This window comes from Hansschlegelia plantiphila, from assembly GCF_027922265.1.
GTDB classification, from domain to species: Bacteria; Pseudomonadota; Alphaproteobacteria; order Rhizobiales; family Methylopilaceae; genus Methylopila; species Methylopila plantiphila.
The window spans coordinates 167955-191428 of record NZ_BSFI01000002.1; the positions used below are offsets into that span (position 1 = coordinate 167955).

The window sequence follows — 23474 nt, forward strand, 5'->3', positions numbered from 1 at the left end:
ATCTGAGGGGCTGGCCCTGCCATGACGCTCGCCCGTTGGGCGTCCACGAGCGCGACCACAGCTCCGCCGACGTTCAGTCCTCGATGCACGGCTGAGCCGGGCCTTACGGTGACGGCTGCGATCTAGTCCGAACCGGCGGATTGATCGCGCGCCGCGTCGAGCAGCAGCTCATGAGCGCGGCGCAGGTACTCGTCCTTCGCCGCGGCGTCGACGACCCTGAGCCCCTCGGTTGAGCGTCCGGCGCTTTCGAAGATCTTCGTGTCCCACAACAGGTCCGGCGGATTCTCGCTCCGGAAAAGCTGCTTCGCGAAGGCCTCGACCATCTCCGGCGCGGGCTCCTCGGGCTCGTTCACGTCATACACGTCGCTCATTCCGCAGCCGCCTTTGCGCCGGTGTAGCCAAGCCGCTCGCTGAGCTGCGTGACGAGATCCTTCGCCGCGTGGGCGACGACTGTGCCGGGCGGGAAGATCGCGCTCGCGCCGGCGTCCTTGAGGGCGGGGTAGTCGACCGGCGGGATGACGCCGCCGACCACGATCATGATGTCCTCGCGGCCTTCCGCCTTCAGCGCATCCCGCAGCGCCGGAACCAGCGTCAGGTGCCCCGCGGTCATGGTCGAGATGCCGACGATGTGGACGTCGTTCTCGATCGCCTGCCGGGCGCATTCCTCCGGAGTCGCGAACAGCGGCCCGATGTCGACGTCGAAGCCGAGGTCGGCGAAGGCCGAGGCGATGATCTTCTGGCCGCGGTCGTGGCCGTCCTGACCGACCTTGGCGACCAGGATGCGCGGACGGCGTCCGTCGGCGCGCTCGAAGGCCGTCACCAGCGTCTGCACCTCTTCGATCGCGCCCATGTTGCGCGCCTCCCGCTTGTAGACGCCGGAGATCGATCGGATCTCCGCGCGGTGCCGGCCAAACACAGTCTCGATCGCGGCCGTGATCTCGCCGACCGTCGCCTTGGCGCGAGCCGCCTCGATCGAGAGCGCGAGAAGATTACCATTTCCGCGCGCGCCGTTCTCCAGAGCTGCGAGGGCCGCTTCGACCGCCGCCGGATCGCGCTCGGCGCGCAGGCGCTCGAGCTTGGCGGCCTGCGCGGCGCGGACCTCGGCGTTCTTGATCTGGCGGACGTCGAGCGTCTCGTTCTTCAGAACCTTGTAGGCGTTGACGCCGACGACGATCTGCTCGCCGCTGTCGATCCGCGCCTGCGTGGTGGCGGCGGCCTCCTCGATCCTGAGCTTCGGCACCCCGGCCTCGATCGCCTTCGCCATGCCGCCGAGACGGTCGATCTCGGCGATGTGCGCGAGCGCCCTGGTCGCGAGGTCGTGGGTCAGGCGCTCGACATAGGCCGAGCCGCCCCACGGGTCGATGAAGCGCGTCGTGCCGCTCTCCATCTGCAGCACGAGCTGGGTGTTGCGGGCGATGCGGGCGGAGAAATCCGTCGGCAAGGCGAGGGCTTCGTCGAAGGAGTTGGTGTGAAGCGACTGCGTGCCGCCCTGCGTCGCGGCGATCGCCTCGAGCGTGGTGCGGATGACGTTGTTGTAGACGTCCTGGGCGGTCAGCGACCAGCCTGACGTCTGGCTGTGGGTGCGCAGGGGCAGGGACTTCGGGTTCTTCGCCCCGAGATCCGTCATGAGCTTCGTCCAGATCAGGCGCGCGGCCCGCATCTTGGCGATCTCCATGAACACGTTCATGCCGATCGCCCAGAAGAACGACAGCCGCGGCGCGAAGCGGTCGATGTCGAGGCCGGCTGCGAGGCCGGCCTTCACGTATTCCGCGCCGTCGGCCAGCGTGTAGGCGAGCTCGAGGTCGGCCGTCGCCCCGGCCTCCTGCATGTGGTAGCCGGAGATCGAGATCGAGTTGAACTTCGGCATGTGCTGCGAGGTGTGCGCGAAGATGTCCGAGACGATCCGCATCGAGGGTCCGGGCGGATAGATGTAGGTGTTCCGGACCATGAACTCCTTGAGGATGTCGTTCTGGATGGTGCCGGACAGCTTGTCCTGTCCGACGCCCTGCTCCTCGCCCGCCACGATGAACAGCGCGAGCACCGGGAGCACGGCGCCGTTCATCGTCATCGACACCGACATCTTCTCGAGCGGGATGCGGTCGAACAGCGTGCGCATGTCGTAGATCGAGTCGATCGCGACGCCCGCCATGCCGACGTCGCCGGCGACCCGCGGATGGTCGCTGTCGTAGCCGCGGTGGGTCGCGAGGTCGAAGGCGACGGAGACGCCGGTCTGCCCGGAAGCGAGGTTTGCACGGTAGAACTCGTTGGAGTCCTCGGCGGTGGAGAAGCCGGCGTACTGCCGGATCGTCCAGGGCTGCGAGGCGTACATCGTGGGGTAGGGGCCGCGGATGAACGGCGCGAGGCCGGGCCAGGTGTCGAGCCCTTCGAGTCCGGTGAGATCCTTCGCGCCATAGCTCGGCTGCACGGGCACGCCTTCCGGCGTCATCCAGGCGTCGGCGGCCGCGCGCGGGGCCCCCGTTTCGGGCCTGCGCCAGTCGATCGCGCCGAAATCGGGAATGGTCGCGCTCATGATGCGCCTCCGGTCTTCGCCGTCCGCGCCGAAAGGTCCGACGCCGCAGTCAGAACGTCGATCGCGTCGTCTCCCGCGGCGACGAACCGACCGACGCCCGCGGTCTCCAGCGCCTCGCGGCCCTCCTTCGGCCGACCGGCCAGCCAGACGGTAGCGCCTTGCCGTTTCAACGCAACCACGACGCCCGCGCCCGCCTCCGCATAATCGGCGTCGGCGCCGCAGACGACGGCGAGCGCTGCGCCCGAGGCGGCGTAGGCCGCCGCGACGTCGTCGTCGGTCGCGCCAACCGGGCCTTCCACCGCCTGAACGCCGCCGGCGGTCAGGAGGTTGCGCACGAAGCCCGCGCGGGCCGCGTGACGGGCTATCGGGCCGACGACGGCCAGAAACGCCTTTGGCCGGGGCTCGCGCGCCTCATTGAGGTCGCGCAGCGATTCAAAGGGATCGGCGAGCCTCTCGACCTCGAGCGGCGTCGCGGACAGGCTCGGATTCGCCTTCCAGGCGGCGTTGACGTCCGCGACCGAGGCGCCGGCCAGAAAGCCGTCGACGATCGCGGTGAAGGTCGCGGCGTCGTCGTCGTCGAGCGGAGGCAACGGATGGGTCCGCGGCGCCGGCTCGGGCCGGACCGCCGCGGCTGCGGACGGCGTGACCTCGCCGGCCCGGGGGAATTCGCTGACGCCGACGATCGCGCTCTTGCGGGTCGCGACCTCCCTGGCGCGCTTCGCCCACGTCTCCTTCACGCCGCTTTGCCAGACGCCCGTCGTCAGCGCGGCGAACATACCGCCCTCCCGCTCGATCTCGCGGAACAGCTCCCACGCGCGTTCGGCCAGGCCGTCCGTCAGGCGCTCGATCGCGCCGGCGCCGGCGGCCGGATCCGCGACGCGGTAGGCGTTGCTTTCCTCCAGCACGATCGACTGCGCGTTGCGCGCGAGGCGCCGCGCATCGGCGTCGGCCTCCGCCAGAGCGAAGGTGTAGGGCAGCACCGTCACCGAATCCGCCCCGCCGACGCCGGCGGCGAAGGCCGCGATGGTCGTGCGGATCATGTTGGTCTGCGGGTCCTTGCGCGTCATCATCCGCCGCGATGTCTGCGCGTGGATGTGGACCGGCCTGTCAGCCAGCCCGAGCTCGCGGCGCGCGGCGGACCACAGCAGCCGCGCCGCGCGGAGCTTCGCGATCGTCGCGAACTGGTCGGCGTCGCAGGCGAAGGCGAAGGACATCGAGTCGGCGACCGTCTCCACGTCGAGGCCGTTCGCCGTCATCATCCTGATGTGCTCGACGGCGGACGACAGCGCGCCCGCGAGCTCCTGCGCTTCGCTCGCCCCGGAATCGTGGGCGAGCCGCTGATCCATCATCAGAGCGGGGGCGGTGAAGCCACGGTCGAGAAGGCTCTTCAGCGTGGCCGACGCCCGCGCCCCCGTCCGGTCCCACGGCAGCGCGCAGGTTCCCATCTGCAGGAGGTCGCGGGTGTAGTCCAACCCGAACAGGATGCGCACGGCGCCGGGGTCGAGCTTCCGATTTTCGACGACGGCGGCGAACAGGGCGGCGGTGGTCCGGTCGTCGAAAGGAGGCGCGTCGAGATGGATCGGCGCGAGGTCGAGCATCACGCCATCGAGCGCGCGCTCCACGCGGGCGAGCGTGTCGGCAAGCAGGCCATAGGGACCATGGGCGTGCGCCAGGAACAGCGAGAGGCCGGAGGCTCCGTTGTTCAGATCCTCGAGCGCCTGTGCGTTGGCGGCGGCGGGGTCCGCGAGGTCGATGCGGGTCATCGCGATCCACCGCGCGCCGGCGTCCCGGCCGGCGATCGTGCGCGGCTCGGCGCGCGGCGCGATCGCATCGGCGGGAACGCCGTCGATGGTGCGATGCGACAGCACGGAGGAAAGCGGCCGGCCCTTGAGCGCAGCCTCGGCGGCCTTGCGCCAGGCCTCCTCGGTCGAAGTGAAATCTGCGGCGAAGCCGGTCGCCGGCTGAATCGGTTCGGTTGTCATCGGTTCTCGGTCGAGGGGTCCGGGCGACCCTGCCACAGAGGGACCCCTCAGCCATTATGGACATTGGGACTAGGGTGCGTTGCAGCAGCGCAGGCCGCACGCTCCGGCTTCATGTCGGACCGAAGAGCCGGAACCCAGACGCGCCTCGCCCGAAGGTCGAGGCGTCATCGCTTCATTCCGAAGCCGTACCGGTTCCGGGTCCGGACTCACGGCCGGGACATGAGCGGCGAGCCCGTTCAGGCCCTTCGCGTCAGAACGACACGCCGAGGCGGGCGCGGCTGGCGTGGGTCGCGATGCTGTCGCGGCGGCCGTAGTCGTAGTCGACCGTCATGCTCACGCCCGGGGCAAGCGTGGTTCCGACGCCGACGCCGCTGACCAGCCCGCGGCCGGTCGGCGCGATCTCGCGCGCGAGCCGCTGCCGGGCGCCGGTCTGGTCGACGGCGACGGCGCGGCTCGACCCGTAGCCGAGCACGTCCTCCGCCCCGACGAAGCCGTGGAGGTCGACCGTGTGGCGGGGGTCGAGGCGGAAGTTGCGCTGGCCGGTCAGCCGGAACGAACCGATCGCGGCCGTCGCGGTGCGCGCGTCGAACGACAGCGGCTGTCCGCCGCCGCATTCGTCGTAGGCGCCGAGCCGGTTGGCGTAGGCCGCGAGCGCGACCGTCGGCGTCAGCTTCACCCCGCGCAGCGTGAAGTTCGCGCCGAGCTGGGCCGCGGTCCGCGCGCCCATGGAGAGCGCGTCTGCGCTGCTCTTGGCGCCGTCGGAGCCGCGGTCGATCGCCGAGAAGTCGAACAGGGATCCGCCGAACAGAACCTTCGTGAAGAATCGTCCGCGGTCGATCCGTCCGTAGACGTCCGCGTGCTGTCCGATCGCCTGCGCGCCGAGGTCGCCGGACCCGACGCTGCCGAACCCCGCGCTCGTCGCCGCCCCGACGATCAGGCCGCCGCCGAGGTCGCGGTCGACGCCGAGGCGCAACTGGGTGGTCGAGCCGCTCGAGCCGATGCGGCGCGTGCGCTCGGCCTGGCCGAACGATGCGCCGCCGGTCTCCCAATAGGCCGTCGGCTTCGGGATCAGAGCGGCGTCGGTCGGGCGCGGCGCGTCGAGACGCGCGAAAGCGGCCTCGGTTTCGGAATGCGCGAGGAATATCCCGCCCTCGACCAGAACCTGCGTCGAGCGCAGATCGTCCGCCAGCGCCGGCGCTGCGCAAAGCGCAGCTATCGCGCCGAGCACAAGCCCGGCGCCGGGTTTGATGAACGCCATCATCGCCACTCCGAAGATCTCGGCCGGCCCGCCCGCACGGAGGCCCGACACGATTCATTCGCAGTCGCAGTATGAACGCCTGTTCAGGAAAATCACCCCGGGGCCCAGTCACAAGCCCGTTAGAGGTATTTAGCGGAGGCGTTTCGCGCCTTTAGTCGGGTAAGCCCAGTGATGGTCAGTTGATCACGCTGCAGCGCAATACTCTTTGATCATTGGGCGAGCGCCGCCAGAATCCTGATCCAAGAGCGCGCGCCCTTCCGAAAGCTTTCGAGGTCGTATTTCTCGTTCGGGGAATGGATCCGGTCGTCGTCGAGCGCAAAACCCACCAGCAGCGTGTCGAGCCCGAGAGTTCGCTTGAAGTCGCCGACCACGGGTATCGATCCCCCAGACCCGATCGTTATCGGCACCGCGCCCCATTCGGCCTGAAGCGCGCCGCGGGTCTTCGCCAGGGCGGCGCTGTCGTAAGGAAGCTGGATGGCGCGCGAGCCCTTGTGCCCGATGAACTCGACCGTGCAGTCCGCGGGAAGCCGCTCCTTCACGAAGGCGCGAAACGCCTGGCGGATCGCGGCCGGGTCCTGTTCTCCGACGAGCCGGAACGAGATCTTCGCGTGGGCCTCGGCCGCGATGACGGTCTTCGCGCCGGCGCCGAGATAGCCGCCCCACATGCCGTTGACGTCGCAGGTCGGGCGCGACTGGATCTGCTCGATGATCATGCGGTCGGTTTCGCCGGCGGGCAGCGAGAGGCCGATCGGGCCGAGGAAGGAGCCGGCGTCGAGCCCGAGCGTGCTCCATTGCGCGCGCACGTCGTCCGGCGTCTCGGCGACGCCGTCGTAGAAGCCGGGAAGGGCGACCCTTCCGGCCTCGTCATGCAGATCGGCGACGATCTTCGCCAGCACATGCAGAGGGTTGCGCGCCGCGCCGCCATACATGCCCGAATGCAGGTCGCGGTTCGCCGCCCGGATGACGATCTCCTCGAACACCAGTCCCCGCAGCGACGAGGTGATCGCAGGCCGGCCTTCGCCCCACATCGTGGTGTCGCAGACCAGCGCGACGTCGGCGGCGAGTTCGTCCTTCGCCTCCTCGAGGAAGCCGGGGAGGTTGATCGAGCCGGACTCCTCCTCGCCCTCGATCATCAGCGTGACGCCGATGGGCAGCGCGCCGGTCGCAGCGATCCAGGCGCGGCAGGCCTCGACGAAGGTCATCACCTGACCTTTGTCGTCGCTCGAGCCGCGCGCGACGATGATCTTCTTGCCTCCCGGCCCCGCGGCGATGCGCGGCTCGAAGGGCGGCGTCTCCCATTTGTCGAGTGGATCGACCGGCTGGACGTCGTAATGACCGTAGAACAGCACGTGCGGGGCGCCGGGCTTCGGGCGCTTCGCCAGCACGATGGGGTGGCCCGCGGTCTCGCGCAGTTCCGCTGCGAAGCCGATCGAGGCGAGGTCGCGCTTGAGCCAGTCGGCGGCCTCCCGGCAACCGTGCCGGTAGGCCGGGTCGGTCGAGATCGAGGGAATCTTCAGCCAGGCGAACAGGCGCTCGAGGCTGGCGTCGAGGGCGGCGTCGGCAGATGCGAGCGCGCGGTCGAGATCGGACATCGGATAGCTTTCCCCTTTAGGTTACAATGGCGGCCGCGCCCTTCAAGCGGCTTACCGCTTGCTCGTCGCCCGCAGCTCCGGCTCGACCGCCCAGCCCCATTGCGCGCCCGAGCGCAGCAGCGTCCAGCCTCCCTGTCGGACGGCCACCGTCACGGGCGTCCCGGCGGCGAGGGTCCCGCGTCCCGGCGCGCCGCCGTCGGGGGCGACGCGGAGCTCGACGGGGCCGACCGTTTCGAGCGCCATGGGCCGCTCCTCGCTCGCGTCGCCGCCGAGCGCAAGCGTCAGGGCGAGCGCCGCGGCCGCGCCTGACGCGGTCGAGACCTTCACCGCCTGAGCAGGCTGCCCAGCACGCCGCGCACCAGCGCGCGTCCGACCGAGCCGCCCACCGATCCCGCAATGGATTTGCCGATCGACGCCGCGACGTTGCCGGCGGTCTGGTTGACGATGGTGCGCGTGACCTCCCGCGCGACGCGCTGGCCGGGATTCAGCGTGCCGCTGCGCCCGGACACCGAGCCGCCGAACACCGATTTGAAGATTCCGCCGATGCTGTCGAGCGCGCCTGCGTCGGCCTGCTGCGGCGCCGGCCCGCCCGGCGCGGCGACGACCGCGCCCTCAGCCTTGTTCGCCAGCATCTCGAAGGCCGATTGGCGGTCGATCGTGACGTCGTAGCGTCCTGCGACCGGCGAGCTCGCCATCAGCGCCTGCCGCTCGGCGGGCGTCACCGGACCGATGCGGGCGGCGGGCGGGGCGATCATCGTCCGCTGCACGACGGTGGGCGCGCCCTTGCCTTCGAGCGTGGAGACCAGCGCCTCGCCGACCCCGAGCTCGGAGATCACCTGCGCCGTGTTGAGCTTCGGGTTCGGACGGAAGGTCTCCGCCGCCGCGCGCACCGCCTTCTGGTCGCGCGGGGTGTAGGCGCGAAGCGCATGCTGCACCCGGTTGCCGAGTTGCCCGGCGACAGTCTCCGGCACGTCGATCGGGTTCTGGGTGACGAAATACACGCCGACGCCCTTCGAGCGGATCAGGCGCACCACCTGCTCGACCTTGTCGATCAGCGCCTTCGGCGCCTCGTCGAACAACAGGTGCGCCTCGTCGAAGAAGAACACGAGTTGCGGCTTGTCCGGGTCGCCGATCTCCGGCAACTGCTCGAACAGCTCGGACATCAGCCAGAGCAGGAAGGTCGCGTAGAGCCGGGGACTGCCCATCAGCTTGTCGGCGGCGAGGATGTTGATGACGCCGCGGCCCGTCGGATCCTTGCGCATCAGGTCGCTCAGCGACAGAGCCGGCTCCCCAAAGAACTTCGCGCCGCCCTGTTGCTCGATCACCAGCAGCTGGCGCTGCACCGCGCCGATGGTCGCCTTGGCGACGTTGCCGTACTGGGTCGTCAGCGTCGCAGCGTTGTCCGCGACGTAGCCCAGCAGCGCCTGCAGGTCCTTCAGGTCGAGCAGCAGCAGGCCCTGTTCGTCGGCGACGCGGAAGACGATGTTGAGCACGCCTTCCTGCGTGTCGTTCAGCCCCATCAGGCGCGACAGCAGCAGCGGCCCCATCTCCGAGACGGTGGCGCGGATCGGGTGGCCCTGCTCGCCGAACAGGTCCCAGAACACGACCGGGAATTTGTCGTTGACGTAGGGGTCGAGCCCGATCTCCTGGGCGCGCTTCACCAGGAAGTCCTTGGGCTCGCCCTTTGCGGCGACGCCCGAAAGGTCGCCCTTGATGTCGGCCGCGAACACCGGCACGCCCGCGGCGGAAAACCCTTCGGCGAGCACCTGCAGGGTCACGGTCTTGCCCGTGCCGGTCGCGCCGGTGACGAGCCCGTGGCGGTTCGCGAGCTTGAGGTCGAGATATTCGCCCTTCACCCGCGCGCCTTCGGCGTCGAAGCTCGTGCCGATGAAGATCTCGCCGTCCTCGAGCATGCGCATCCCCACCGCTTCCGGCCGCGTCTCGGGCCGTCCCGCGAAACTGCCACGGCGCCGACGCCGAACCAAGCCGGCCGTTCGGTCGGTCGCCTGCTCACTCGCTTGTGTTCGTGTTCGCCGCCCGTAGTATGCGCGCTCCAAAAAGAAGACCGGACGGGAGACGACGGGGATGGACGAACTCGTGACGCGGCTTTCGAACGCCGCGCATATCGATCGCGCGAAGGCGTCCGCGGCCGTGAAGACCATCCTCGTGTTCCTCGACAAGGAAGCGCCGGCCGACGCCATCAACGAGCTCGTCGACGCCATGAGCGGCGCGCGCCCCGTGCTCGACGAGGGTAAGGCGGAGTCCGCCGGCGCGCCGGGCTACCCCGGTTTCGGCGCGATGGCGGCCTATCACGCGCTGACGGCCGCCGGTCTTTCCGGCGGCGAGGTCCAGGTCGTGACGAAGGAGCTGCTCGCCTATTCGCGGGAGACGGTGGGCGAAGAAACCACCGGCCGCATCGTCGGCGCCGTGCCGGGTCTCGAAGCGTTCGTGTGACTTCCGCGCCGCTTGTCATGGCGGCGTCCTTGCATGCGCGTTGAGCTTGGCCCCGCGTAGTCCCTGGGGCGCGTTCGAAGCCGTTCGAACCACCCGGGAGGCGACGCTTGTCCTATCCGATCCTCAGCATCGAAGGCGTCGGCCCCCAGATTGCGGCGAAGCTGAAGGCCGTCGGGGTGCGCACCACCGCGACGCTGCTCGAGAGGGCGAAGGATCCCAAGGGCCGCAAGACGCTGGCGGCGGCGTCCGGCATCGCCGAGTCCAAGATCCTGCAGTTCGCCAACATCGCGGACCTGATGCGGATTCGCGGGGTCGGAGCTGAGTATTCCGAGCTGCTCGAGGCCGCCGGCGTCGACACGGTCAAGGAGCTCAAGAACCGCAACCCTGCGAACCTCACAAAGGCGATCCTGGAGCTGAACGCGGCCAGACAGCTCGTCCGCCTGCCGCCTTCGACGAAGACGGTCTCAAAGTGGATATCGCAGGCGAAGACCATGCCGCCGATGATGACTTATTGAGCGCGGAGCTCGGTCCTGATGTCACGGCTCAAGGCCGGGCGAGCGTCGTTCAGCAGCCGGGGGCGTCCGGGTTCCGGCTCAAGGCCGGGACATGAGGGCGGGGTTTCCGAAGCTTCCCCAACCCCGCAAAATCGTGCTGATGCTGCGGTAGGGTTCTCCCAGCCGCCGAGCATCTCAATGTCCGACTCTCCCGCCAGCCCCTTCGCCGCAGCCCGCCTGTTCGATCGTGCGGGGGGGCCGCGCGTGATGGGCATCCTCAACGTCACGCCGGATTCGTTTTCCGACGGCGGCCGGTTCGCGGCGGTCGAGGCGGCGGTCGCCCATGCGCTCGTCATGGCGGAGGAGGGCGCCGACGTCATCGACATCGGCGGCGAATCGACGAGGCCGGGCTATCAGGCTGTCGACGCCGACGAGGAGATCCGGCGGGTCGTCCCGGCGATCCGGGCGGTGCGGGCCGCCGTCGCGGCGCCGATCTCGATCGACACGATGAAGGCCGAGGTGGCCGCCGCGGCGCTCGAAGCCGGGGCGCGGATCGTCAACGACGTCTGGGGCCTGCAGCGCGACCCCGACATCGCCCGCGTCGCGGCCGAGCACGGCGCGCCCGTGGTCGTCATGCACCACAGGACGGAAGTCGACGCGTCGCTCGACGTGGTCGAGGACATGAAGGCTTTCCTCGCCCGCTCCATCGAGATCGCGCTTCGGGCGGGGGTGCCCGAGCGCGCGATCGCGCTCGATCCCGGCGTCGGCTTCGGCAAGACGGTCGAGCAGAACCTCACCGCCATCAAACGCGTCGACGCGCTCGCCGCCATGGGTTTCCCCGTGCTGCTCGGCACGTCGCGCAAATCCCTGATCGGCCACATCATCCAGCGCACGCCGAAGGAGCGCATCTTCGGCACCGTCGCGACCTCGGTGCTCGGATGGGCTGCGGGCGCGACCATGTTCCGCGTCCACGACGTCCGCGCCAACCGGGACGCGCTGCTGGTCGCGCAGGCCGTGCTCGACCCCGCCGCAGCTGCGGCCAGGGCCGGCTAGCTCGACAGGCTCTCCGCGGCCCGCACGACGCCCACCTCGACGCCGGCCCAGTTCGTCAGCGGCTGGGCCGCGCGAAGGTCGAGCCAGGCTGCGAGATCGCCTTCCGCAGGCGACAGGCGGCGCAGCACGGCCGCCATCGCCGCTTCCGCCGCGCGGCTCGCGCCGTCGTCGATCTTGATCGCGACGCCGAGCCCGAGCTCGGGCAAGGCCGCGAGATGCACGCCCTCGGCGCCGAATTTCACGAAGATCCGGAAAGCGCCGAGCTGCATCGCCTCGGTGTCGAACCGGCCGGACCCGCCGACGTGGAACGGCGCCGACCACGCCGCCGCCATCAACGTCCGGGCCGCCGCAGCGCGGACGTCCCCCAGCCGCTCGCCGGTCCCGAACCGGGCGAACGCAGTCGCGAGCGATTTCAACGGCGCGGCGTAGGTCGGGATGCCGCAGCCGTCGACGCCGGCGGCCGCCTCGTCGATCCTGACGCCGGTCATGCCCTCGAGCGCGGCCTTCACCTCGCGCTGGACGGGATGTTCGGGGTCGATATAGCCGGCGGAATCGGTCTCCATGGCGCAGGCGAGGCAAAGGAAGCCGGCGTGCTTGCCGGAACAGTTATTGTGAAGCGCGCTCGGTCCGGCGCCGCTTGCAGCCAGCGCCCGCGCCGCCGCCTCGTTCAGGGGCCAGTGCGCGCCGCATTCGAGCGCGTCGGCGCTAAGCCCGAGCCGGGCGATCACGCCCGCTGCGGTCGCGACGTGCTCCGGCTCGCCGCCATGCGAGGCGCAGGCGAGCGCGAGCTCCTGATCGGTGAGACCGAAGCGCGCCGCCGCGCCGCTTTCGACCAGCGGGAGCGCCTGGATCGCCTTGACGGCCGACCGCGGAAACACCGGCCGCTCCACGTCGCCGATCGACAGCAGCAGGCCGCCCGCCGCGTCGCTCACCGCGACCGCGCCGAGATGGCGGCTCTCGACGCTAAGCCCGCGCGTCACCTCGACCAGCACCGCGGAAGCCGTCATTCGCCAGGACCTCGTGGGCGGAAAGCGAGGCTGCGCCCGGCAGGCATAAACGCCCGAGCGCGGCGGCTGCGCAACACTTGGAACCGCCGCCGCTCCGCGGCTGTTCTGCGAACGTGGTATCCCCGGAAAGGCGCGGCATGCCGAAGACGTCGAAGCCGAAACTCATCGAAGCGTCGGGGCCGCAGTGATGGCGCAGGCGGACGACGAGGGCCCGAGCGTCGAGGAGATCGCGACCGAGGCCGGCCTCACGCTCACGGCCCCGCGCGATTTGTCGATCCTGCGAAAGCGGTCCGGCAAGGGCTTCCGCTATCTCGACGCGAAGGGCAGGCGGATCTCCGACGAGGCGGTGCTCGCCCGCATCCGGTCGCTCGCGATTCCTCCCGCCTACGAGGAGGTCAGGATCGCGGCCTCCGACCGTCATCATATGCAGGCCATCGGCCGCGACGAGGCCGGCCGGACGCAGTACCGCTACCATCCGGACTGGGACGTCGTCCGGGAGATGCGCAAGGTCGGGCGGCTCGATCGTGTCATCGAGGCGCTGCCGAAGCTCCGCCGCGCGGTCGCGCGCGATATGGCGAGCCCCAAGCTCAGCAGGACGAAGGCGCTGGCCTCCGCCGTCGCGCTGATCGACGAAACGCATATCCGCGTCGGCTGCGAGACCTATGTCCGCTCGAACAAGGCGCACGGCGCCTCGACGCTTCTGAAGCGTCACGTGACGGTGACCGGCGAGACCGTCTCGCTCGGCTTCCGCGGCAAGGGCGGCAAGGACATCAGCGTCAGCATGCGCTCGGGCCGGCTCGCGCGCGCGCTCGCCCGCGTCGGCTCGCTGCCGGGCAAGCGGCTGTTCCAGTTCCGGGACGACGACGGCAAGGTGCGCCGCATCACCTCGGTCGACGTGAACCAATATCTCCGCGAAGTGACGGGCCTGCCGATCACGGCGAAGGACCTGCGCCAGCTCGGCGCCAGCGCGACCGCCGCCGAACAGCTCGTCGCGCTCGAGCCGGCGCCGAGCGAGTCTGGCCGCAAGCGCCAGCTGGCGGCGGTGATGCGCGCGGTGTCCGATCGGCTCTCCAACACCCCGGCCGTGGTGCGCAAGTCCTACGTTCACGCAGTCGTGGTGGAGGCCTTCGCCAGCGGCGCGCTGAAGAAGGCTTATGACGGCGCCCGCGGCAGACAGGGCATGAGGCGGGCCGAGAAGGCGCTCGAACGACTGGTGCTGCGCCTGAGGCGCGACGGTTGAACGGCGTTCGGCGCCATCTCTTCGCCTGCTTGACGCGCCATTCAGCTTGGCGTCTGTGGCGGCCTCGGCCAAGCGTTCCGGAACGGTTTCGATGAACCTTATGCTTTGCGGCGCTCTCGCCGCGCTTCTGCTTGGGGCGTCGGTCGCCGAAAGCGCAGCCCAACCCGCGCCGGCTCAGGCGCCATGCGGCGGCGATTTCGAGGCCTGGCTCGACGGCGTCCGGGCCGAGGCGCGGGCGGCGGGGGTCTCGGAGCGGGCGATTGCGGAAGGGCTCGACGGCGTCAGGATCGAGCCGAAAGTGCTCGCCGCGGACCGCGCCCAGTCCGTCTTCCAGCAGACCTTCCTCCAGTTCGCGACCCGCATGGCCGGGGCGCCGCGGCCCAACAAGGGCGTGCAGCTGCTCAAGCAGCGCGCCGATCTTTTCGCCGGGATCGAGCAGCAGTACGGCGTGCCGGCCTCGGTCATCGTCTCGTTCTGGGGCCTCGAGACCGACTTCGGCGCCAATCTTGGCAAGTTCGACACCCGCAACGCGCTGGCGACGCTCTCCCACGACTGCCGGCGTCCGGACTTCTTCCGCCCGCAGCTGATCGCGGCCCTCCAGATCGTCGACCGCGGCGACCTGGCGCCGACCGACATGCGCGGCGCCTGGGCCGGCGAGCTCGGCCAGACGCAGATGATGCCGGTCGACTACATGCGCTCGGGCGTCGACGCCGACGGAGACGGCAAGCGCGACCTGATGCGCTCCGTGCCCGACGCCCTGACCTCGGCCGGCAAGTACGTCTCTGACCTCGGGTGGAAGCGGGGCGAGAAGTGGATCCAGGAGGTCACCGTTCCCGCCGACATGCCGTGGCAGGAAGCCGACATCGATATCAAGCATTCGGTCGGCGAGTGGCGCGGCTGGGGCGTGAAGGCCCGCACGGGCGCGCTGATGCCGGACGATTCACAGGCGGCGCTGCTGCTGCCCATGGGGCGCAACGGCCCGGCCTTTCTCGCCTACCGCAATTTCGACGTCTACCGCACCTGGAACAGCTCCTTCGTCTACGCGCTGACCGCAGCCTATCTCGCGACGCGTATCGACGGTGCGCCGGTCGTCTCCGACGGCGCCGCGCCGGTGCGCGCTCTCGACGGCGAGGAGCTCCGGCGGCTTCAGACGTTTCTGGCGCGTGACGGTCTGCTTCCGGCCGACGAGGTCGACGGCAAGCTCGGCTTCGACACGCGCCGCGCGGCGCGCAAGGCCCAGCAGAAATACGGCCTGCCGGCGGACGGCTATCCAAGCCCCGAGCTTCTGCAGGCGATGGCGTCCGGCGGATAGCCAAAGGACAACTCGCGTCAGACCCTTGCATGCCGGCGCTGCGCGTCCGACAACCATGGCATGCGCGCATGGAGCTTGACTGACGGCGACATCGATCTCGAGGAGCAGTGCCTCGGCGTGGCCGAGGCGGTCGCCGACCGCGTCGAGCGGCGGCGCGTCGCGCCGCGCGCGCTGTGGCGCTGGCTGGGCGTTTTCGGCTCGATCGATCCGCGCGACGCCCCGGAGGGCGGGGCGGGACCCATCGCCCCGCGGGGGGACGAGACCTGGCCGGAGCTGATCGTCGCGGCGGGTCCGACGGCGGCGCCCTATCTCGCCCGCGCCAAGGCCGCCTCCGGGGGCCGCTCGCTCGCGGTCTATATCGGCGCGCGCGGAGCGCCGGCCACGGCCGATCTGGTCGTCGCGCTGGAGCAGGACCGTTTCAGCGGCCCCAACGTCGTGGTGGCGGCCGCTCCGCCGCATCGCATCGGTCCGGTGCGTCTCGCCGCGGCGCGGGGCGGGCCGGCGCCATTCGGCGTGGGGGGCGCAGGCGTCCGCGTCGGGGTGATGCTGGGCGACGGACGGGCGTTGTCGGGCGAGGATCTCGCGCGCCTGCTCGCCGGCCTCACGCGGCTGAGCGACAACGGCGTCTCGCTGGTCGCCCGCCCGGCGCGCGACGCCCCCGCGACGTTCCGCTTGGCGATGAGAGACGTCACACACTATCTATGGGACGGCGAAGGCGCGGACCCCTATATCTCGGTCCTCGCCCATGTGGAGGCCCTCGTCGTGGTGGCGACATCGACGCGTGTGATCAGCGAGGCGCTCAGCGTCGGATGTCCGGTCATGACCTTCCTGCCGGCCACGGCGCCGCGCAGGGTCAGGGCGTTCGTCGACAGCCTCGCGCGGCGCGGCCTGATCCGGCCGTTCGTCGGTCGGATCGAATCCTACCCCCACGCGCCGGTCGACTCGACGCGAGACGTCGCGCATGCAATCCACGCCCTCGCCGCGACCAGGGCGGTGCTGCGCCCCGACGCCGGACGGACGGCCCGGACGCGGGCGAGAGAAACCAACGGACCCGCCGCACGATGACTTCCGAACCGATCCGCCACGTCCGCCTCGCGATCATCGGCTCCGGCCCCGCCGGCTGGACGGCCGCCGTCTATGCCGCGCGCGCCATGCTGGAGCCGGTGGTGATCTCGGGCCTGCAGCCGGGCGGCCAGCTCACCATCACGACCGATGTCGAGAACTATCCGGGCTTCGCCGATCCGATCCAGGGTCCCTGGCTGATGGAGCAGATGCAACTCCAGGCGGAGCGCATGGGCGCGCGGACGCTGGCCGACCACGTCTCGAGGGTCGACCTCAACCGCCGGCCCTTCGTGATCGACACCGAGTCGTCCGGCCAGATCACCGCGGACGCGATCGTGGTCGCGACCGGCGCGCAGGCCAAATGGCTCGGGCTGGAGAGCGAGGAGACGTTCAAGGGCTACGGGGTTTCGGCCTGCGCCACCTGCGACGGCTTCTTCTTCCGCGGCAAGGAGGTCGTGGTCGTCGGCGGCGGCAACACGGCGCTCGAGGAGGCGCTGTTCCTCACGAACTTCGCGTCGAAGGTGGTGCTGGTCCATCGCCGCGAGGGCTTCCGCGGCGAGCGCATCCTGCAGGACCGCGTGTTCGCCAATCCGAAGATCGAGGTGGTGTGGAACGCCACGATTGGGGAGGTGCTAGGCTCCGGCGCCCCGCTCAAGGTGACGGGCGTCAAGCTGGTCGACACGCGCACGGGCGCGCCGACGGTCCGGGCCTGCGACGGCGTGTTCGTGGCGATCGGCCACGCGCCCGCGACCGAATTGTTCCGTGGCCAGCTGGAGATGAAGCCCTCCGGCTATCTCGCGGTGAAGCCGGGCACGACGCTCACCAACGTCGCCGGCGTGTTCGCCGCGGGCGACGTCGCCGACGAGCACTACCGCCAGGCGGTCACCGCCGCCGGCATGGGCTGCATGGCCGCGCTCGACGCGGAACGATATCTCGCCGCGGAGGAGGCGGCGCAGCGCGCGGCCTGAAGCGGGGAGGCACGGGTTCGGCGCGACAGGGAGCGCCCGGGGGGAAGGCATGGACTGGGACAAGCTGCGGATCTTTCACGCGGCGGCGGACGCCGGCAGCTTCACGCGCGCCGGCGAAAGCCTCGCGCTGAGCCAGTCAGCGGTGAGCCGGCAGGTCTCGGCGCTCGAACACGAGCTGAAAACGCCTCTGTTCCATCGCCACGCCCGAGGGCTCATCCTGACCGAACAGGGCGAGCTGCTGTTCCGGACCACGCAGGAGGTTTTCGCCAAGCTCGAATCGGCGCGCTCGATGCTGAGCGACAGCCGCGAGCGGCCGCACGGCGTGCTGAAGCTCACGACGACGATCGGCCTCGGGACAGGCTGGCTTACGCCACGGCTGCTCGAGTTCATGGACGCCTATCCCGACATCCAGGTGCAGCTCATCCTGACCGACGACGAGCTCGACCTCGCGATGCGCGAGGCCGACGTCGCGATCCGGCTGCGCGCGCCGACCCAGCCGGACCTGATCCAGCGCCGGCTGTTCACGGTGCACTATCACGTCTACGCGGCCCCGGAATATCTGAAGCGCCACGGCAGCCCCGCGAGCCTCGACGAACTCGACCAGCACCGGATCATCGAGTTCGGCGGCCCGGTCCCGCCCTTCCTGCAGAGCATAAACTGGTTGAAGACCGCGGCTCGCACGCCCGCCAATCCGCGGCTCGCCAGCCTCGTCATCAACAGCGTGGCGGCGAGCAAGCGGGCGGCGGAGACCGGCGTCGGCCTCGCGGTGCTGCCGGACTATTTCGTCGAGGAGGACTCCACGCTGCAGCGGGTGCTCGACGACGCCGAAATGCCGACGCTGGAGGCGTATTTCGTCTATCCGGAAGAGCTCAAGAACGTGGCGCGCATCAACGTCTTCCGCGACTTCCTCATCGAGAAGGCGCAGCGCTGGAAGTTCTGAGGCGTCGCGTCGATCCGGGCGCAGGGGGGACACGTTCCGATCTTCGGAGGGATCGGTTCGACGCTTTGATCGTTGTGTCCTGAACGGACGCGCTTCCTAAGCGCGCCTACACCCAGGAGAACTCCATGGAAGCGCGAACGCACACGCCCCCGCCAGGCGAGATCACCGAGAAGGTCACCCCCGTCGAAGCCAAGCAGGGCACCGACAAGCCGAAGGGCATGCCGATCGTCCTGATCGTCAGCACCGTGGGCGCGGCGGTGGCGATGTGGGTCGCCTGGAGCCTGATGTTCTGACGAGGCGTCCCGCGTCGGCGGGCCGCCTGACATAAAAATGCCCGCGATGCGCGGGCATTTTTCGTTCCGGGACGAGGGGGCGCCGCCCTCAGGCGAAGCGGACCTTGAGCACTTCGTAGCTCTTGCCGCCGCCGGGGGTCACGACCTCGACCGTGTCGCCGACCTTCTTGCCGACCAGCGCGCGCGCGATCGGGGAGCCGATCGAGACCCGGCCCTGCTTCACGTCGGATTCGGGCTCGCCGACGATCTGGTAGACCTTCTCCTCGTCGGTGTCCTCGTCGACCAGCGTGACGGTCGCGCCGAAGGTGATGATGTCGCCCGTGAGCTTCGACAGGTCGATGACGTCGGCGCGCGCGATCATGTTTTCGAGGTCGGCGATGCGCCCCTCGTTGAGGCTCTGCTGTTCCTTGGCCGCGTGATACTCGGCGTTCTCCGAGAGATCGCCATGCGATCGCGCTTCGGAGATCGCCGCGATGATGCGCGGGCGTTCGCTCGAAGCGCGGCGCCGCAGCTCCTCTTCCAGCGCCGCATGACCGGCGGCCGTCATCGGGATCTTGTCCATTCCAGTCTCTCTCGACACAAAAGACGACGCCCCGTCGAAAGCGGCGGGGCGCGAAAGCGAACTCTTCAACGCCGGAGGATCCGTCGTCGTTCCATCAGTTCCGGCGAGCGATCGGTCTCAGCCGAAATAGGACTGAAGCGAGCGGACCTCGAGATCGCCGCCAAGATAGGCCTTGATCCCCTGGGCCGCCGCGACCGCCCCCGACAGGGTCGTATAGTAAGGCACTTTGTGCAAGAGGGCCGCGCGGCGGAGCGACCGGCTGTCGGCCAGCGCCTGCGCGCCCTCGGTGGTGTTGAACACGAGCTGCACGCCGCCGTTCTTGATCGCGTCGACGACGTGCGGCCGGCCTTCCAGCACCTTGTTGATCTTCTGCGCGTCGATGCCGTTCGCGACCAGATGGCGGGCGGTGCCCGAGGTCGCGATGATCTTGAAGCCGAGCTCGGACAGCATCCGGACCGGCGCCAGCACGCGCTCCTTGTCGGCTTCGCGGACCGAGACGAACAGCGTGCCCTCGCGCGGCACGCGGGTGCCGCCGCCGAGCTGGCTCTTCGCGAAGGCCACGCCGTAGTCGTAGTCGAGGCCCATGACCTCGCCGGTCGAGCGCATCTCCGGCCCGAGCACGGTGTCGACGCCGGGGAAGCGGGCGAAGGGGAACACCGCCTCCTTCACGCCGATATGGCGCAGCGGCTTCTTGGTCAGGCCGAACGAAGCGAGCTTCTCGCCGGCCATGATGCGGGCCGCGATCTTGGCGAACGGCTCGCCGACCACCTTGGCGACGAAGGGAACGGTGCGCGAGGCGCGCGGGTTCACTTCGAGGATGTGGATCACCCCGTCCTTGATCGCGTACTGCACGTTCATCAGGCCGCCGACGTCGAGCGCGAGCGCGAGCTTCCGGGTCTGCTCCTCGAGCTTGGCGATCATCTCGGCGTCCAGCGAATGCGGCGGCAGCGAGCAGGCCGAGTCGCCGGAATGCACGCCGGCCTCCTCGATGTGCTCCATGATCCCGCAGACGAAGACGTCCTCTCCGTCGCAGAGCGCATCGACGTCGACCTCGATCGCGTCCGACAGATAGCGGTCGAACAGCAGCGGGTTCTTCGACAGAACGGTGTTGATCTGGCCGGTCTTATCGTTCGGATAGCGTTGCTTGACGTCCTCGGGGACGAGATCGGGCAGGGTGCCGAGCAGGTAGTCCGAGAGCGCCTTCTCCTCGTGCAGGATCGCCATCGCGCGGCCGCCGAGCACGTAGGACGGGCGCACGACGAGCGGGAAGCCGAGGTCGCTCGCGACGATGCGCGACTGCTCGACCGAATAGGCGATGCCGTTGTCGGGCTGAACGAGCTTCAGCTTGTCCAGCAGCCGCTTGAACCGGTCGCGGTCCTCGGCGTGGTCGATCGCGTCCGGGCTGGTGCCGAGGATCGGCACGCCGGCCTTCTCGAGCGCGTTGGCGAGCTTGAGCGGGGTCTGGCCGCCGAACTGCACGATCACGCCGTGCAGCGTCCCGTTCTGTTTCTCGGTCGTGATGATCTCGAGCACGTCCTCCTCCGTCAGCGGCTCGAAATACAGCCGGTCGGAGGTGTCGTAGTCAGTCGAGACGGTCTCGGGGTTGCAGTTGACCATGATGGTCTCGTAGCCCGCCTCGCTCAGCGCGTAGCATGCGTGGACGCAGCAGTAGTCGAATTCGATGCCCTGGCCGATCCGGTTCGGCCCGCCGCCGAGGATGACGATCTTCTTCGCATCCGAAGGCCGGGCCTCGTCGACGGGCGCGCCGGCGAAGGGCGGGGCGTAGGTCGAGTACATGTAGGCGGTGGGCGAGGCGAACTCGGCCGCGCAGGTGTCGATGCGCTTGTAGACCGGGCGGACGCCGAGCGCGTGACGGCGCGCGGCGACCTGCTCGGGCGTGAGCTTGGCGAGCGTCGCAAGCCGCGCGTCGGAAAACCCTTGCGCCTTCAGCTTGCGGAGCGCGCTCTCGGTCACGGGCAGGCCGAAGCGGCGCACCTTCTCCTCGGTCGCGACCAGGCCTTCGATCTGGGCGATGAACCACGGGTCGATCTTGCAGGCCTCGTGGATCTCGTCCGGCGAGAAGCCGAGGCGCAGCGCCTGGGCCACCTTCAGCAGCCGGTCCGGCGTCGGCCGGCCGAGCGCGCCGCGGATGGCGTTGCGGTCGTCGCCGAAGCCGAGGCCCTCGATCTCGATCTCGTCGAGGCCGGTCAGCCCCGTCTCCATCGAGCGCAGCGCCTTCTGGAGGCTCTCGCCGAAGGTGCGTCCGATCGCCATCGCTTCGCCGACCGACTTCATCGAGGTGGTCAGCGTGGGCTCGGCGCCGGGAAACTTCTCGAAGGCGAAGCGCGGGATCTTGGTGACGACGTAGTCGATCGTCGGCTCGAACGAGGCCGGCGTCGCGCCTCCGGTGATGTCGTTCTCGATCTCGTCGAGCGTGTAGCCGACGGCGAGCTTGGCCGCGACCTTGGCGATCGGGAAGCCGGTGGCCTTCGAGGCGAGAGCCGACGACCGCGACACCCGCGGGTTCATCTCGATCACGATCATGCGGCCGGTGGCGGGATCGATCGCGAACTGCACGTTGGAGCCGCCGGTCTCGACGCCGATCTCGCGCAGCACGGCGAGCGAGGCGTCGCGCATCCGCTGGTATTCCTTGTCGGTCAGCGTCAGCGCCGGAGCCACGGTGATCGAATCCCCGGTGTGGATGCCCATCGGGTCGATGTTCTCGATCGAGCAGATGATGATGCAGTTGTCCGCCTTGTCGCGGACGACCTCCATCTCGTACTCCTTCCAGCCGAGCACGCTCTCCTCGATGAGGACCTCGTCGGTCGGCGAGGCGTCGACGCCACGCTCGACGATCTCGAGGAACTCCTCGCGGTTGTAGGCGATGCCGCCGCCCGTTCCGCCCATCGTAAAGGAGGGCCGGATGATCGCCGGCAACCCGATCGCCTCGAAGGCGACGAGCGCCTCGGTCAGGTTGTGGGCGAGCATCGAGCGCGGCGTCTCGAGCCCGATCCGGTGCATCGCCTCGCGGAACAGCAGGCGGTCCTCTGCCTTGTCGATCGCCTCCGCCGTCGCGCCGATCATCTCGACGTCGTATTTCGCGAGCGCGCCCATCTTGCGGAGAGAAAGCGCGCAGTTGAGCGCGGTCTGGCCGCCCATGGTCGGCAGCAAAGCGAAGCCGCCCGGGATTGCGTAGCGCTCCTTGGCGATGATCTTCTCGACGATCTCCGGCGTGATCGGCTCGATATAGGTGGCGTCCGCCATGTCCGGATCGGTCATGATGGTCGCCGGATTCGAATTCACGAGGACGATGCGGTAGCCCTCCTCGCGCAGCGCCTTGCACGCCTGGGTGCCGGAATAGTCGAACTCGCAGGCCTGCCCGATGACGATCGGTCCCGCTCCGATGATGAGGATCGTCGCGATATCGGTGCGTTTGGGCATGTGATGCTGCTTTCCAGGTCCGCGCGGGGGCGTGAAACGTGGTTCCGCGCGTATGGCGCGCGGCTCGTCGAGATCGATTGCGTGGCTGAAGGCGTTCCTTACACAGTCATCGCCGGGCAGGGAAGCGCCCTTGCGCCGGCGAGGCCGCCCTCCGCGGTTCACATGGGGAGAATGAGACCATGACGACGACCGGACGCACAGTCCTTGTCACCGGCGCCTCGTCGGGAATCGGGGTCGAACTGGCCCGGCTGTTCGCCGCGAACGGCGACCGCGTGGTGCTCTCCGCCCGGCGGGAGGACCGGCTGAAGGCGCTCGCGGCGGAGCTCTCCTCAAAACATGGCGTGGCGGCCGACGTCGTGCGAGGCGACCTCTCCACCCCGGACGGCGTCAAGGACTTCGCGATCGAGGTCGGCCGCAAGGGCCATGTCGTCGACGTGCTGGTGAACAATGCGGGCTTCGGCCTGCGCGGCCGGTTCGCCCAGCTCTCCTTCGACAAACAGCTCGAGATGATCCAGGTGAACGTCGCCGCGCCGACGGCGCTCTCCGGCCTCTTCCTGCCGGGCATGCTGGCGCGGGGGCGGGGAGGGATCCTCAACGTCGCCTCGCTCGCAGCCTTCCAGGCCGGGCCGGAGATGGCGGTCTACTACGCCACCAAGGCCTACCTGCTGTCGTTCTCCGAGGCTTTGTTCGAGGAATCCAAGCGCAAGGGGGTGACGGTGACGGCGCTTTGCCCCGGTCCCGTGCCGACCGAGTTCGGCGAGGTCGCCGGCATGGGCGACGCGTTGCTGTTCAAGACGGGCGTCGTCTCCGCCGAGGCGGTCGCCAAGGCTGGCTTCGACGGTTTTCAGGCCGGCAAGGCGATCGTCATCCCCGGCGCGCTTCCGAAGATCGGCGCCTTCATGACCCGCCTCGGCTCACGCGGCCTGACGCGCCGTCTCGCCCACGAGATGCAGCGTGTGAAGGACTGACGGTTTCAGCATCCCGAACGAAAACGGGGCGCCCTGTGAAGGGCGCCCCGTTTCATGCGAGTCGACAGCCGTAGGCCGGCGCGGATCACTCTGCGCGGAGGTTGGACGCCTTGGTCTTGCCGCGGTCCATGACGACCTCGAACGCAACCTTCTGGCCCTCGACGAGGGTGTGGAGGCCCGAGCGCTCGACGTCGGAAATGTGGACGAACACATCCTTGGAGCCGTCGGCCGGCTGGATGAACCCGTACCCTTTCTGGGTGTTGAAGAACTTTACGGTGCCGCTAGCCATTTCTGCTTTCCCTAAGACAAGCGCGTGTG

The 23474-nt window shown here is 69.4% G+C and carries 21 protein-coding genes; 10 read left to right on the top strand and 11 right to left on the bottom strand.

Features of this window, described 5'->3' with window-relative positions; translation table 11 throughout:
* Positions 1-122 precede the first annotated feature (122 nt).
* The 7 genes from PKE75_RS02240 to PKE75_RS02270 form a co-directional block, all read right to left on the bottom strand.
* Positions 123-371 (bottom strand): hypothetical protein, encoded by a 249-nt coding sequence (locus PKE75_RS02240; RefSeq protein ID WP_271167063.1) that lies wholly within the window; start codon positions 369-371, stop codon positions 123-125.
* On the bottom strand, positions 368-2530 hold the full coding sequence (scpA, locus tag PKE75_RS02245; protein ID WP_271167064.1) for a methylmalonyl-CoA mutase: 2163 nt from the start codon (positions 2528-2530) through the stop codon (positions 368-370). The genes PKE75_RS02240 and scpA overlap by 4 nt, the downstream gene beginning before the upstream one ends.
* A complete protein-coding gene (locus tag PKE75_RS02250; RefSeq protein WP_271167065.1) occupies positions 2527-4512 on the bottom strand; it encodes a methylmalonyl-CoA mutase family protein in 1986 nt (661 codons plus the stop codon). The genes scpA and PKE75_RS02250 overlap by 4 nt, the downstream gene beginning before the upstream one ends.
* 250 nt (positions 4513-4762) lie before the next feature.
* Positions 4763-5770 (bottom strand): autotransporter outer membrane beta-barrel domain-containing protein, encoded by a 1008-nt coding sequence (locus tag PKE75_RS02255; RefSeq protein WP_271167066.1) that lies wholly within the window; start codon positions 5768-5770, stop codon positions 4763-4765.
* Positions 5771-5979: 209 nt separating this feature from the next.
* Complete coding sequence (locus PKE75_RS02260; protein WP_271167067.1) at positions 5980-7362, bottom strand: M20/M25/M40 family metallo-hydrolase; 1383 nt, start codon at positions 7360-7362, stop codon at positions 5980-5982.
* A 51-nt stretch (positions 7363-7413) separates the two neighbouring features.
* A complete protein-coding gene (locus tag PKE75_RS02265) occupies positions 7414-7689 on the bottom strand; it encodes a hypothetical protein (protein WP_271167068.1) in 276 nt (91 codons plus the stop codon).
* A complete protein-coding gene (locus tag PKE75_RS02270) occupies positions 7686-9275 on the bottom strand; it encodes a helicase HerA-like domain-containing protein (protein WP_271167256.1) in 1590 nt (529 codons plus the stop codon). The genes PKE75_RS02265 and PKE75_RS02270 overlap by 4 nt, the downstream gene beginning before the upstream one ends.
* Before the next feature lie 172 nt (positions 9276-9447).
* Here PKE75_RS02270 and PKE75_RS02275 point away from each other — a divergent pair, with 172 nt between their 5' ends.
* The 3 genes from PKE75_RS02275 (at position 9448) to folP (ending at position 11363) form a co-directional block, all read left to right on the top strand.
* Complete coding sequence (locus PKE75_RS02275) at positions 9448-9816, top strand: hypothetical protein (RefSeq protein ID WP_271167069.1); 369 nt, start codon at positions 9448-9450, stop codon at positions 9814-9816.
* A 107-nt stretch (positions 9817-9923) separates the two neighbouring features.
* The gene (locus PKE75_RS02280) at positions 9924-10331 is read left to right on the top strand and encodes a DUF4332 domain-containing protein (RefSeq protein ID WP_271167070.1); all 408 of its coding nucleotides are present in this window, start codon (positions 9924-9926) and stop codon (positions 10329-10331) included.
* Positions 10332-10508: 177 nt separating this feature from the next.
* Positions 10509-11363, top strand: coding sequence for a dihydropteroate synthase (folP, locus tag PKE75_RS02285; RefSeq protein ID WP_271167071.1), 855 nt, complete (start codon positions 10509-10511; stop codon positions 11361-11363).
* On the opposite strand, the gene PKE75_RS02290 is transcribed toward folP, so the two are convergent.
* Complete coding sequence (locus tag PKE75_RS02290) at positions 11360-12370, bottom strand: asparaginase (RefSeq protein ID WP_271167072.1); 1011 nt, start codon at positions 12368-12370, stop codon at positions 11360-11362. The two genes, folP and PKE75_RS02290, sit on opposite strands and share 4 nt — an antisense overlap.
* 187 nt (positions 12371-12557) lie before the next feature.
* On the opposite strand from PKE75_RS02290, the gene PKE75_RS02295 reads away from it, so the two are divergent.
* From PKE75_RS02295 to PKE75_RS02320, 6 genes are all read left to right on the top strand, one after another.
* Positions 12558-13610 (top strand): DNA topoisomerase IB, encoded by a 1053-nt coding sequence (locus PKE75_RS02295; protein ID WP_271167073.1) that lies wholly within the window; start codon positions 12558-12560, stop codon positions 13608-13610.
* Positions 13611-13701: 91 nt separating this feature from the next.
* On the top strand, positions 13702-14922 hold the full coding sequence (locus tag PKE75_RS02300) for a lytic murein transglycosylase (RefSeq protein ID WP_271167074.1): 1221 nt from the start codon (positions 13702-13704) through the stop codon (positions 14920-14922).
* A gap of 75 nt (positions 14923-14997) precedes the next feature.
* Positions 14998-15987 (top strand): ELM1/GtrOC1 family putative glycosyltransferase, encoded by a 990-nt coding sequence (locus PKE75_RS02305; RefSeq protein ID WP_271167075.1) that lies wholly within the window; start codon positions 14998-15000, stop codon positions 15985-15987.
* A complete protein-coding gene (trxB, locus tag PKE75_RS02310) occupies positions 15984-16952 on the top strand; it encodes a thioredoxin-disulfide reductase (protein WP_271167076.1) in 969 nt (322 codons plus the stop codon). The genes PKE75_RS02305 and trxB overlap by 4 nt, the downstream gene beginning before the upstream one ends.
* A gap of 49 nt (positions 16953-17001) precedes the next feature.
* Complete coding sequence (locus tag PKE75_RS02315; protein ID WP_271167077.1) at positions 17002-17892, top strand: LysR family transcriptional regulator; 891 nt, start codon at positions 17002-17004, stop codon at positions 17890-17892.
* A 125-nt stretch (positions 17893-18017) separates the two neighbouring features.
* Positions 18018-18185: a hypothetical protein gene (locus PKE75_RS02320; protein ID WP_271167078.1), complete on the top strand. Its 168-nt coding sequence runs from the start codon at positions 18018-18020 to the stop codon at positions 18183-18185.
* 88 nt (positions 18186-18273) lie between these two features.
* On the opposite strand, the gene greA is transcribed toward PKE75_RS02320, so the two are convergent.
* Together greA and carB are read right to left on the bottom strand one after the other, a co-directional pair.
* Entirely contained in the window at positions 18274-18747 is a 474-nt protein-coding gene (greA, locus tag PKE75_RS02325; RefSeq protein WP_271167079.1) for a transcription elongation factor GreA, read from the bottom strand.
* Between the two features lie 117 nt (positions 18748-18864).
* Positions 18865-22188, bottom strand: coding sequence for a carbamoyl-phosphate synthase large subunit (carB, locus tag PKE75_RS02330; protein ID WP_271167080.1), 3324 nt, complete (start codon positions 22186-22188; stop codon positions 18865-18867).
* 179 nt (positions 22189-22367) lie between these two features.
* Here carB and PKE75_RS02335 point away from each other — a divergent pair, with 179 nt between their 5' ends.
* Positions 22368-23156 (top strand): SDR family NAD(P)-dependent oxidoreductase, encoded by a 789-nt coding sequence (locus PKE75_RS02335; protein WP_271167081.1) that lies wholly within the window; start codon positions 22368-22370, stop codon positions 23154-23156.
* Positions 23157-23241: 85 nt separating this feature from the next.
* Here the strand turns inward: PKE75_RS02335 and PKE75_RS02340 are convergent, their stop codons facing one another.
* The gene (locus tag PKE75_RS02340) at positions 23242-23445 is read right to left on the bottom strand and encodes a cold-shock protein (protein WP_271167082.1); all 204 of its coding nucleotides are present in this window, start codon (positions 23443-23445) and stop codon (positions 23242-23244) included.
* Positions 23446-23474 lie beyond the last annotated feature (29 nt).